Origin of the sequence: Denitratimonas tolerans (genome assembly GCF_037203605.1) — a bacterium.
Taxonomy (GTDB): domain Bacteria; phylum Pseudomonadota; class Gammaproteobacteria; order Xanthomonadales; family Xanthomonadaceae; genus Denitratimonas; species Denitratimonas tolerans.
This window is the reverse complement of record NZ_JBBDHC010000005.1, coordinates 35,907-48,367: the sequence shown is the minus strand read 5'-3', so window position 1 is coordinate 48,367 and position 12,461 is coordinate 35,907. Positions and strand designations below refer to the sequence as shown.

General features: G+C 69.7%; 6 protein-coding genes. All 6 read right to left on the bottom strand.

What is annotated here, in order from left to right; genetic code table 11:
• Window positions 1–2: 2 nt before the first annotated feature.
• Window positions 3–1,865, bottom strand: coding sequence for an autotransporter outer membrane beta-barrel domain-containing protein (locus WB794_RS04795; RefSeq protein ID WP_337334713.1), 1,863 nt, complete (start codon window positions 1,863–1,865; stop codon window positions 3–5).
• 20 nt (window positions 1,866–1,885) lie between these two features.
• Entirely contained in the window at window positions 1,886–5,644 is a 3,759-nt protein-coding gene (locus tag WB794_RS04790) for an Ig-like domain-containing protein (RefSeq protein ID WP_337334712.1), read from the bottom strand.
• Between the two features lie 101 nt (window positions 5,645–5,745).
• Entirely contained in the window at window positions 5,746–7,332 is a 1,587-nt protein-coding gene (locus WB794_RS04785) for a caspase family protein (RefSeq protein ID WP_337334711.1), read from the bottom strand.
• Window positions 7,333–7,586: 254 nt separating this feature from the next.
• Window positions 7,587–8,849, bottom strand: coding sequence for a Dol-P-Glc:Glc(2)Man(9)GlcNAc(2)-PP-Dol alpha-1,2-glucosyltransferase (locus WB794_RS04780; RefSeq protein WP_337334710.1), 1,263 nt, complete (start codon window positions 8,847–8,849; stop codon window positions 7,587–7,589).
• A 73-nt stretch (window positions 8,850–8,922) separates the two neighbouring features.
• Window positions 8,923–9,981 (bottom strand): extracellular catalytic domain type 2 short-chain-length polyhydroxyalkanoate depolymerase, encoded by a 1,059-nt coding sequence (locus WB794_RS04775; protein ID WP_337334709.1) that lies wholly within the window; start codon window positions 9,979–9,981, stop codon window positions 8,923–8,925.
• Between the two features lie 70 nt (window positions 9,982–10,051).
• Window positions 10,052–12,343: a TonB-dependent receptor gene (locus WB794_RS04770; protein ID WP_337334708.1), complete on the bottom strand. Its 2,292-nt coding sequence runs from the start codon at window positions 12,341–12,343 to the stop codon at window positions 10,052–10,054.
• Window positions 12,344–12,461: the final 118 nt, after the last annotated feature.

Sequence of the window (12,461 nt, the reverse complement as noted above, 5' to 3'; positions counted from 1 at the left end):
CCTCAGAACGGAATCCGCACATCGCCGCGCACCGACCAGCGCTCGACCGCCTCGTAACCGAACAGTTTCAAGGCACCGAGGTTGAAATCCACCGTGCGCGCTCCGATCGGCCGGCGAAAGCCCAGGCCCAGCTCGAGCGTGGCGTAGCTGCGGTCCGGTTCCGCCGCCACCACCGCGTTCATGGGCGCGCCGCCCTCGACGAATTCGGCCAGGAGATTGCGCGCGCCGCTGCCGCTGTTGGCGTACCAGAGCGCGCGGCCGTAGGGCCGGAACGAGCCGACGCCCGTAGCCAGCGTCACGTCACCGTATACGCCGCCGGAAAGCGAGCGCGTCACCAGATCCTGGCGCGCATAGGCCAGCCGGAAGATCGAGGCGCTGCGCTCCTCGAAAGCGTCCACGCGCGTGCCGATCCACTGGTACTGCAGCATCGGCGCAATCGTCCAGATATCCGACTGCAGGTACCAGGTCATCCCCAGCGCCGCCCCCCGCTGCGTGGCATCGGGAGATCCCTGCGCCAGCGCATCCAGCCGCCGAAGGTCCTGGCTTCCCGGGCCGGGCAGGTAGCGTTTCAGGTCGAAACCGCTGCGCACCCAGCTCACCGAGCCATCGAGGCTCAGGCCGCGGGCACCGGAAAATCCGCCGTACAGGTGCAGGGCGCGGGTGTCGGCATCCAGACTGTCGCGCCCGCCGTCGAAGTCGGAGGACAGGCGCGAGTACCCGCCCGCAGCGCCAAGAAAAAAGGCATCGGTCAGCCGGTAATCCACCCCGGCCGTCAGCGACCAGTTGTCGACGTCGAAGCCGGCATTGCCGAGATGGCGCGCGCTGTCGCCGCCGCCGACCATGCCGTTGATCCAGAGTCCCCAGCGCGTGCCGCCCAGAAGGGTGCGGCGCTCCTCGTTGGGATCCTCGTCCGCATGCAGCACATCGCCCAGCGCGAAGCTGCCCCCGGCACCCGCCAGCGCCAGCCCGCTGGTGTCCAGCCCGCCGCCGATGCCGTGCAGGAGCTGCGAAATGCGCAGCGCGACGTTGCCGATCTGCGTGGTCATGAGCCCGACGCTGCTGGGTCCGAGCGAGGTCGCCTTCTCCGGAGAAACGGCGCGCAGCACCTGGATCAGTCCTTCGGTGTCGCCGTCGGCCACCAGCCGGGTCAGCGCCTGACATTCCGGTCCGCTGCGGTGCCCGGGTGCGCTGCAAAAGCCGTAAAGATCGCGGTAGATGCCCGGTGCCCAGGGATCATCGATCCGTCCGGAAAGCCCATCGGGCGGCTGCGAGGGCAGGATCGTCCCGGTGATCGTGGCGTGCAGGATCGGTGCCTCGCCCGCCGCGATGGTTCCCAGCATCGGCACGCCCTGCATGTCGCCGGAGAACTGGCCGGCCTCGCGGCGGACGGAGAAGTGCTCGTCCCGGGAAGGTGCCGATTCGGGGATATCCACCCGAAAATCGGCCGTGGCGCTGGATCCGGCACCATTCAGGGCCACCCGCGCCTGCGGATTGACGACGTAACCGGCCGTGCCGCCACCCCGCTGCGCCCCGTAGACCAGCTCCACGCCGATCGGATCCAGTGAAGTGCAGGTGAGCGTGACCCGCACTCCCACCTGCCCCACGCGATCGACGCGGGAAATCACCGGAGCCGCGGACGGCAGCGCCTCTTCGGTGAATGCGAACATCACGCCGGCGTCCAGGCAAGCGGCGCTTGCCGCTTTCGCCAGGCGCCCGTCGGCCACCGGCAGCAGCGCAGTGCGGGTCTTGCCGCCCTGGTGCACCACCACCAGACGCCCCTGCGCGGCGGCCGCGGCCTGCAGCGGGACGCCCGCGAGCAGGACAAGGGCCAGCCAGGCCACGGTGAACTTTCCAGGACTCTGCATGAGGTTCTCCTGCGCTTGACTCAGCGGTCCGGATCCAGGACCGTGCGACTGACCACGGCACCCGCCACCGACACCACCACCTGCAGCGGAGCCGTGGCAGAGCCAGAGGGGAACGCCACGAACGACAGCGACGCCCCGGGCGCGAGCGACGCCACCCCGCAGGAGCGGGTGCCGGCCTCCTCGCCGCAGGAAATCCCCAGCGCCACCGGATTCTCGCAGCTCACCGCGCCACCACCGCTCCCGACGCCCGTACTGCAGGCGGGCAGGAAGGCGATGCGCACCACCCGGGCCGCATCGAAGGAGGCCCGCACCTCGGCGACGGGCGCGGTCCCGGGATTGTGCAGGGTGAAGCGCAGCGCCTGCTGGCCGAAGAACTGCACGCGCGCCGCGCCCGACGCCTCCGGAGCCTGCGGCACCGCCACCTGCGTCAGCACGCGACTCGACGCCGCATTGGCCGCATCGCCGCCATAGCGCGCCTCCAGGTCGCGGGTGCCGGGCTGCGCGAACGTCGTGACGCACTCGGCCCGCCCGATATCGACATCGGGCGGTGTCGCGACGACCACCACGGCATCGCAGCCGGCAATCTCCACGCCATCGGCCAGGAAGGCGAGATGCCCGCCGGGCGCATGGCCGCTCACCGTCGCCCGCAGCCGCAGGCTCGCGCCGGTGAAGCGCGCGCCGACGACTTCCAGCTGCGTCACGGTCGGGTTCCTCTCCACCGCGAGGGCGAGGGTCCCTGCCGCCGGCGTGTGCACGAGGTCGCCCGGATACTCCGCGCGCAGCGCATGGGCCCTCGCACCGGCCAGGCGCGCATCGCAACGGGCCAGCGCGCCGGAGCCGGCGGCGGCGAGTGGCACCGCCGCACAGCCCGGGATCGCCCCCGGGCCGTCGAAGAAACTCACGCTGCCGGTCGGCGAGGTGCCGCTGACGCGCGCTTCCAGGTTCAAGACGCGGTCCGCGTAGGCCGGCCCCTGATCGACCCGCACCAGATCCAGCGTCGCTGCGACCACGCCGGCAACCGCGCGGATGGCTTCCGATGGCGCGTTGTTCCCGTCGCCCGGATAGGTGGCCGACACCCAGCGCGGCGCGCTGCCGGTCAGGATGCAGGCGGCGTTCGCCTCCTGCGGCGAGGCGGTTTCCAGCGCCACCGCCCCGCAGCCCGGTATCGGCGCGCCTTCATTGTGGAACGCGACGGTGCCGGCGGGAAAATACCCGAGCACCCGGGCCTGCAGCATGAGCGCCGTTCCGCTCGGCGCCGGCGCGGCCGTCAGCCGGGTCGAGGAGGCGGCTTTGGCGACATCGATCGTGAGCGCGGCCTGCGGGCGACTGCTGCCTGCATCGTGTTCCGCGCCGACCAGGCGCAGTCCGGCGAGCGGGAAGCGCGTGATGCACTGCGCCACGGCGGCTCCCGACGTGCCGTCCAGCGGCAGCGCCTGACAGCCGGGAATCGCGAGGCCAGCGTCGGAAAATGCCACCTGGCCACCCGATGACGCGCCCGACGCCCTGGCCTCAAGCCGCGCCGGCTCGCCGACCACCGCGCCGTCGGGCAAAGACAGGCTCAGCATGGCGGAAGCGGGGGCGACCGTGATGGACAGGCGGTCGGCCGACGCCGCGTGCGTGCGATCCGCCTGGAAGGACGCCTGCAGGCTCCGGACCCCGGACTGACCCAGAATGGCCTCGCACCGCGCCACCGCGACGCCGTCATTGCCGGCCGCCAGCACGCTGGCCTGGCAGCCGTCGAAGGCCGTGGCATCGCCGCCAAAGGCGACCCGTCCGCCTGCGGCCGTGGCCGGCAGCACGTCGGCATGCAGCCATACCCGCTCGCCTTCCCGCGCGCCGCCCGGCGGGGGTTCCACCCGCAGGCGCGTTGCCGTCGGATTGGCTTCCACCTCGATGCCGATTTCAGCCGTTTCGCGCCCGCTGGCGAAGGTATAGGTGGCCTGAAGCGTGTGCGGGCCGGCCTCGGCGAAGGCGGTGGAGCACTCCGCGAAACTCGGCGCACCGCTCGGATCCGCCTGCATCACCGCCTCGCAACCGGTGATGGCCTGGCCGTCCTTGCCGAACGCCACGGTTCCGCCGGGAGGCAGGCCGTTGAGCGTGGCGCGCACGAGCACGGGCTGGTCCACGAGCGGAAGATCGAGCACGGTCAGCAGCAATGCCGGCGCGGTCGCATCCACGACCAGCGCCAGAGCGCCGGACGACGTTGCCGAGTAGCGGTCGCCCGAATATTCGGCGACCAGCGCATGCCGCCCGGCCGCCGGGAAGGTCGTCACGCAGTCGGCCACCATTCGCCGCACCGCCTGCGGTGCCAGCGCGACGCCATCGCAGCCCGGAATGGCGGTCGCGCCGTCGCGGAAGCGAACGCTGCCGCCGCGCACCGATTCCCCCGAGACCGTGGCCTGCAGCACGACCGGCTGGCCCGCCCAGGCCGCGCCGCCCACCCGGGCAAGCGAGGTGGCGGTGGACCGGCCGGGCACGAGCCGCTGCGCCGCGCCTTCCCGAACCAGGCCGCCGCGACGATAGATCGCACTGAAGGCATGCTGGCCGCGGGACGACAACACCAAGGCACAGTCGGCCGTCGCGGCCCCGCCGGCGTGCGCGGACACCGACACCTGCGCGCAGCCCGGCACGTCCTCGCCGCCATCCAGAAAGGTGACGGTGGCGCCGTCGGCCTCGCCGGTAACCTCGGCCCGAAGCACCGCGTGCTGGCCGGCCTGCGCGTCCGCGGGAAGCAACCGCAGGTGCACGCTGACCGGCACGACAGGCGCGGCATCCACCTGGACCGTCAGGCTTGCGCTGGAGGGCAGATTGTCACCGTCGCCGCCATAGTTGGCCGAGATCGCATGCGGTCCGGCCGCGCCGAACACCCAGTCGCAGACTACCGACTTGCTGTCCGCAGGCACCGCATCCAGCGTCGCGACGCACACCGTCGCGGCTCCATCGAGGATCGTCACGCTGCCCGTCGGAGCCTGGCCGCTCACGGTCGCGCTCAGCACGGCCGGCTCGCCCGCCACCGGAACCGGCGGCGCGACGTCCACCGTCGTGACGCTTTGCGTCTGCAGGGAGCCGACGATGAAGTCCAGATCGCCCGACCAGCCGTCCCAGTGGTTGGCATCCCCGAGGTAATGCGCGCTGATCCGATGCGGGCCGCTGCGGATGATCACCGTGGCGCATGTGGCTGAAGGCGGACTGCTGATGCCCGGCAAGAGCGTGGAGGTGCACAGGGGCGCTGCGGGATTGGCACCGAAGGCGTCGTGGAACGACACGTCTCCCGTGGGAAGCTGGCCGGAAACTTGCGCGGTGAACGTCACCATCTGGCCCAGCGCCGGATCGGGAACGTCCATGCCCAGGATCACGTCCGCGACCCACTTGTCGAACGCCACGGGCACGACGTTGCTGACGGCCATGGCCGGGCCACCGGTCGGCGATCCCAGCGAAGCGCTGTACTGGCGCGTCCCGTAGGTGGTCGAGGTCACCGTGCAGGTGGCCGAGTTGCCTGTCGGGTTGAGCACGACCGGGCTGCAGGACGGAACGGCAGCGCCGTCCTCGAAGAACCACATCTCCAGGCCCGTGTAATAGGGAACGTGGTTGTTCTGCGCCGTCAGGACGACGGCTTCACCGACATGCGCGCTGGTGGGCACCGCAGTCAAAAGGACGCTCTGGGGTGGAACCTGGGCGAGAGCCTGGCCCAGGAGCAGGCACGCCCCCGCCGCCAGATACCGCAGCCGCCGCGCACCGCGCCGGGCGCTTCGTCGATCCGAATCCGCCATCGTCCACATGCTGCGCCCCTCCAAACCCTGTCGATGTCACCCACGTTGCTGCCGTACCCGCACCAGCGCGTTCACGGCCCCGCCTCGCGGTGCTGGTGCGCGCGATGCGTTCAGCCGCCCAGCGTGCCGGCACCCTCACCGCGCATGCCGAGCGATGCGCGCGACGATTCATCGCCCACCGGCACCAGATAGAACTTCCCGCCCTCGTAGCCGCGCCCGTCGCGCATCGGTGCCACCTGCGGCACCTGCTTGTGACCCAGCCGCGTGGAGTTGCTTTCGACCGCCGGGCGCAGCGCTTCCGCCAGACCGCGCTGGGTCAGCACCCGGTCATTGCGCTCCAGCACCCGCAGCAGTTCGGCCGAAAACACCGAGTGGCCCTGCCCGCCGTCGTCCACCACCGGGGTTTCGCCGCCGGCCGAAATCACGTAGCGCCCCTTGTTGGCGAGGAAGCTGGCCGAATCCTGCGGGAAATACTCCAGCGGCCCGCTGATCTCGCGCGGCGCCGCCAGCGCCGCGCCAAAGCACGAATCGGCGATCACCAGCAGGGTGCGTCCGCCAAACTGCGACATGGCCGACACCAGCAGGCTGTTGGGCAGGCCCGAGGCGCGATCATGGCTCGCGTCGCGCGGCAGCCAGAAGCCTTCCCTGCCATCCAGTTCGCCGTGGCCGGCGAAATAGACCAGCACGTTGTCGTCGTCCTCGCGGTTGGCCAGCACCTTCACCAGTTCGCCTGCGAGGGTGTGGTAATCGGGATTGCGCAGCAGCGTGGTCCGGAAGCCGTAGCGGCGTTCGAGCACCCCGGCCACGGCCTCGGCATCGGCCAGCGGCGTCTTCAGCGGCGCGATGGTGTCGTAGTCCTGCACCCCGATCACGAGCGCGTAGTAGCGGCCAAACCGGGTGCCATCCACGCTCAGCGAAGGGGCCGCGCCGGCGGTGCCGGCCGCGCGCCTGGAGAAGCTTCGGGTGGGCGATGGCGGCAGCGCGTCAAGGCGCACGCCGGCCTGCTCACGCGCGGCCTGCGCCTGCGCCAGCTCGGCCTCCTTGCGCTCGCGCGCCCGGGTGTCCTGCGCCCGCGCCGCCGCGAGTGCCGCCATCTCCGACTGCAGCCGCGCGATGCGCGCTTCGGCCTCGGCCTGCTGCGCCTCGGCCTCGAACCGCGCCTGGCTGACGCGCGCCTCGGCGTCACTGGCGCGCACCAGTTCCTCTCTCAGGCCCATGGCCTCGCGGTAGAGGCGCAACGCGCCCTGCGGATCGGCGGGAACGCCGTTCCCCGTTTCCATCATCGCGGCCAGCGCCAGTTTGGCCTCGCGCGACCCGTTCTTCGCCGCCTTCGCATACCACTGGGCGGCCTTGGCCAGATCGGGCGCACGATCGAAGCCGCGCTCCCACGCCTGGCCTACGAAAAGCTGGGCCTCGGCATCGCCGCCATCGGCCTTTTCCTGCCAGACGCGCAGCGTGCTTTGCAGCGAAGCGCGGTCGTAGGCCACGTACTCGCCGCCGCGCTTCTCGCACAGTTCCGCCGTCGTCTTGACCGGAAGCGCGGGGCCGATGTAGTTGATCCTGCCGGAGCGACGCACCTGCCCGGGCAGCAGGCAATCGACCGTGGCCATGGCCTTGAGCGGATCGCTGGATGCGTCCGCGAGCCTGCCCCAGCTCTGGGGCGCACTGCCTGCCGTGGCAATGCCGACAAGGAGCAATCCCGCGAGGACTCCTCCGGCTGCCGCGAAACGTTTCCCTGCCGCGATGCGCATGACCGCTCCCTCCCGTCCCTGCGACCTGCCGCTGCCTGACGGCTCCCCCGCAGGCGTGGCGGCGGTCACCCGGTTCCATTGCAGTGTGAGGGAAACTGTGCAACGACGCACGCTTCTTGTCCAGCGCCCATGCCCGGCGCACGCACCCTCGTCGAAGCGATCGAGCGCTGCCGGCCCCTCCTCGCGCACGCGGATACGCCCTACGGCACCATCTGCCGATCGAACACCCAGACCACCAGGCCCAACGACAGCACTATCCATGCCGCCAGCGTCACCCGCTCCTGCCAGTCGGCCTGCGGCCGGCGGAAGAGCAGCAACAGCGTCAGCGGCACGAGGATGTAGCGGGTTTCTATCATCCAGGACGCACCGACGAAAAAGATCGAAAACGGCAGCCACAGGCCGGCGCGGCGCATCACGGGGGGAGAAAACAGCAGCCCGCCGGCGGCCAGCGCCGCCAACAGGCCGAACCCCCAGCCCAGCCAGCCGCCCTCGGCGACCGCCAGCAACAGCTGGTTGCGCACGTTGCCGGTGAAGAGGTTGGAGGGATGCTGCACGCGGAAGAAGACGGCATAGGCCAGCAACACGGCGATCGCCAGCGCCACCGCGCGGCCCCAGCCCCGCGCCGCGCCGATCCCGAAGGCGCGCCGCCAGCCGGCGATGACCTGGAACGGCAGGAGCAAGGCCGCCGCCACGAGCAGGAAAATCGGGTTGCCGACGTCCGGCCGGAAATCCGGGTGCGAATATGCGCTTTGGGCGGTGGAATAGGCGATCGACCCGTTGCTCGCCCAGTACGCGCAAAAGCCGCCGAAGGCCGCGAGATAGGGCCAGATCCGCGCCAGCAGGGCCGCCCACCACGCGCGCGGCGGCAACCGCCCGCGGCGCAGCATCACCACGGCTTCACACAGCAACGGCCAGGCGGCCAGCACCGCCAGAAACACCACCCAGAGCACGTTGTTCTGCCGCATCGCCATCGAGGCGACCAGCAGCAGTGCGGAAACCACGTGCCGTTCGCGCAGGGTGGCCAGCAGTGCGGCCAGCAGGAAAGCCAGCGCGGGGATGTCGGTGTAGACGAGGAATCCGTAAGCGAACGTCACCGGCAGGAACAGGAACAGCGCCGCGGTGCGCTGCGCATCGGCGGGATGCAGCTGCCGCCGGATGCGATGGACGAGCACCACCGCTACGGCCGTGAACAGCGCCGTGACCAGCCGCGCCGCGCCCAGTGACTGGGTGCCGAAGGGCCAGAGCACGACCGTCACCAGCCAGTGGTAGCCCGGGATGTTGGTCAGGTACTCCTCGTAAATCCGGAAGTCGCCCTGCTGGAAGCGCAGGATCTGGCTCCAGTGCACCAGCTCATCGCCGATCGGCGGCCCGTGCGCGGCCAGCGCCAGCGCCGCCAGCCAGGCGCAGGCCAGCGCCAGCCAGCCCAGCTGGCGTCGGCTGGAGGGATCGGAGAAAGGCATCATCCGTTGGGAACCCGTCGCGGCGGACGCCAACGATAGCCCACCGCGCCGGGGGCGTCGCGCCAACCCGCCGCCTTTACCTTGCGTCGAGCGGGATCCCCAGCGCCGCGGTCAGGCCGGCCAGCCAGGCGAGCTGGCGACCGTCGCGGGTGTCGTAGCCCGCGCCCGAATAGCCCCACCAGTCCCAGCAGGCTTTGGGATTGAGCGGCATGAAACTTGCCCGCGCCTGCGGATAAACGACCACCAGATCATGGGCATCGGCCCAGCGGTTGAGGCCGTTGTCGTCGACGAACTGCCGGTCGAGCGAGGCGGCGTTCTGCTCGCAGCCGTGGAAGGCGATCACCGCGCCGCAGCGCGTATCCTGCACACACTGCGGTGGCACATACAGGAAGCCCTCGTCGGCCAGATAGGCGTCTTCACCTGCCGGACGATAGGCATCCTGGTTGAAGGCGAGCACCTGGCCGCCGGCGGCATCCGCAACCGCCTTGGTCGCGGTGCCATAGAGCGTTTCCAGCATCGCCTGGGCGGCGTCGAAGCCGCAGGCGGCGATGAACGGTGCCTCGGTGGTGGCGCAGGCCACGCCCTTGTCCACGGTCGGCCAGGCGTGGCCGATATCGCGCTGGGCGTCCCAGACCAGCTTCATGCCGGCCACCGGCGGCTGCGCCACTTCACGCTGCAGCGCCTCGTAGATGGCGTAGGACGCGCGCGTCACCGGCTCCTTCACGGTGGCATCGGACGCCCCGTGCAGCACCCAGACCCGGTCACCATCCAGCCCCGAAAGCGGCGCGATCTTTCCGGCATCGGCCAGTTCCCGCGCACGCTCGGCCAGCTTCACCGCGTCGGGCGCATCCGGCTCGCCCTTCATGCAGCGACCCAGCGCCGTGCCCAGATCGCCTTCGGCGCAGCCATAAGGCGGCCCGGCGATCAGGCCGGCGCCGATCAGCCGATCGGAAAACGCGAAATGCGCCTGCTGTGCCATCGCCGCGCCGGAGGACAGGCCCACCACCGATACCCGTGCCGGATCGAGTGACAACGCCGGCAGCGATGACTCCGCCGCCTGACTGCCGCAACCGCCCAGCGAAAGGGCCACGGCCAGCGCCAGCGCGCCGGATGACGATGCCTTCGAGAAATTCATTGCGTCCTCCGCCAAAAAAGCGGGCCGCAGCGCGGCCCGCAAGTATTTCCAACATCATGGAGAGAAACGATCAGAAGTTGTAGCGCACCGAAACGTACCAGTTGCGGCGCCAGCCGTAGTAGGCGGTCTGGATGTTGCCGACGCTGGCGAACTCCTGACCCTCGACCTTGTACTCCTTGTCGGTCAGGTTGCGCACGCCGGCGCGCACCTGCCAGGTGTAGTCGGGCGAATCCCAGATCGAATACAGGCCGAAGAGGGTGTAGGCGTCCTGGCTGAGCACGTCGCGGTTGTCCACCGACAGCCAGGTCTTGGCGCGATAGGAGGCGTCGCCGCCCACGCTCAGCATCGAGCCGTTGCCCAGCGAGAAGCCCTGGTTCAACGCGACGCGCGCGGTCATTTCGGGCGAGAACGGCACGTGGTCGTGGCTCACGTTCGGGTCGAAGCCCGGGTAGCTGGCGTCCAGACGCGGATCATCGAACTTCTTGTAGTCGGCATCCAGCCAGCCGATCTGTGCCGAAAGCGTGGTGGCCTCACCCAGCATCGCGGCACCTTCCAGTTCGATGCCCTTGATATCCAGCTCGGCGGCGTTGAGCACCGGGAAAGAGAACGTCGGGCTGGTGGAATTCGGGTTGTGGATCTCCGAAACGCGCGCCTGGAAGTCTTCGTAATTGGAGATAAAGGCCAGCGCACCACCGCGGAAACGGCCGTCGCTGGAGCTGCCCTTCACGCCCATTTCGTAGGTCCACACGAACTCCGGATCGAACACGGCGTTGGCGACCTCGAGCGCACTGTTGGCGCGCCCGTTGAATCCACCCGACTTGAAGCCGCGGTTGGCCGAGACGTAGCCCATCACGCGGTCGGTGAAGTTCTTCTGCAGGCTGATCGAAGGCGTCAGCGCGGTCCAGCTCTGCTTGCCCTCAAAGGCGACGGTTTCGTTGAGTGCAGGGAAAGGGATGAATCCCAGGAACAGGGAGTCCGACTCCCAGAAGGTACTGGTGCTGCGAGCGTAGTCCTTCTCGTCCCTGGTGTAGCGCAGGCCGGCAGCCAGCTTCCAGGTCGGCGCGAACTCCCAGTTCACGTGCGCGAAGGCAGCGGTGCTCTTGGTGGTCAGGTCGTCATCGATCGTACGCAGGAAGCCAACCGGCACTCCGGCATTGGCGAACAGGTCGTCGGCGTAGGCTTCCTGGTGCGAGGGCACGTTCTCCTTCATGTAGAACACGCCAAAGGTGGACTGCAGGTTGGAGCCGTTGTCGAACTGCCACTGGAACTCCTGGCTGGTCTGCTTCTGGTCCAGCGCCACCAGCACGTCGCCCAGCTCGAACTCGGAGGCGTCGATGTCGATGTAGGAGTTGGTATCCAGGCGGCGGTGGCCGGTGATGCTCTTGAACAGCCAGCGGTCGGACAGGTCCCACTCCATTCCCAGGGTCAGGCCCTGGTGCTTCATGTCCTGGCCCTTGTCGGGCCCGAACGAGGTGCGGGCGAAGTAGTCGAAGCCGCCGGACGCCGCCGGCTTGAGCTGCACCACGCCCAGCGCAAGGTCGGTCTGGCGCAGCGGCGCCATCGGGCGACCCATGGCCAGCGAGGCGTCCTGCTTGGTGTGGTCGATGGTCAGCGTGGCGCGGAACGCATCGCTCGGCCTGTAGGCCAGCTTGGCGCGGATCGCGCGGGTGTCATCGTCGTTGTAGCGCCGGCCGCTGGCCGCATCGCTGATGAAGCCGTCGTTGGTCAGCCAGGCACCCGCGACGCTGGCCGCGAGGGTGTCGCTGAGCTGGCCGCCCGCGTACAGCCGGCCTTCCGCGCGGCCGAACTGGCCGATGGTGCCTTCGATCGAACCGCCTTCGTCGTCGAACGGATTCTTGGTGGTGATCTTGATCGCACCGCCGGTGGAGTTCTTGCCGTACAGCGTGCCCTGCGGACCGCGCAGCACTTCCACTTGCTGCACGTCGAACATCGAGATCAGCGCGCCGTTGATGCGCGAGTAGTAGATGTCGTCCACATACATGCCCACGCCCGGGTCGAAGGTCTGCAGCGCATCCGGCTGGCCGATGCCGCGGATGAACACGTTGACGCTGTTGGCCGAGCCGCGGCCCTGCACGATGTTGAGGTTGGGCACCGAGCCCTGCAGCCCATCGATGGCGCTGGCCTGCTTCTCGATCAGGTCCGACTCGCCGAAGGCGCTCACCGCCACCGGCACGTCGAAGATGGATTCCTCGCGGCGACGCGCGGTGACCACCACGTTGTCCAGACGCTGGGCCTCGTCGCTGCCGGCCTGGCGCTCGCCGGACTGCTGGGCCTGCGCGGGGGCGGATGCGGCCATGCCCAGCAGCAGGCCGATGGCAACACTCAGGTGCGTGCGATTCATTGGAGTCTTTCCTCGTGACGGTGATGGGAAACGGCCACGGCGGCCGCCGATCATGTGACGGCATGGTGCCCAGCGCGCGCAGGCGGCGCACTTGTACCTTGGTACAGTGGGAGCCGCG

Bases quoted from the DNA above. Each gene is read 5' to 3' on its own strand.
- WB794_RS04795 (WP_337334713.1), bottom strand. From the start codon at position 1,865: ATGCAGAGTCCTGGAAAGTTCACCGTGGCCTGGCTGGCCCTTGTCCTG.
- WB794_RS04790 (WP_337334712.1), bottom strand. From the start codon at position 5,644: ATGTGGACGATGGCGGATTCGGATCGACGAAGCGCCCGGCGCGGTGCG.
- WB794_RS04780 (WP_337334710.1), bottom strand. From the start codon at position 8,849: ATGATGCCTTTCTCCGATCCCTCCAGCCGACGCCAGCTGGGCTGGCTG.
- WB794_RS04775 (WP_337334709.1), bottom strand. From the start codon at position 9,981: ATGAATTTCTCGAAGGCATCGTCATCCGGCGCGCTGGCGCTGGCCGTG.
- WB794_RS04770 (WP_337334708.1), bottom strand. From the start codon at position 12,343: ATGAATCGCACGCACCTGAGTGTTGCCATCGGCCTGCTGCTGGGCATG.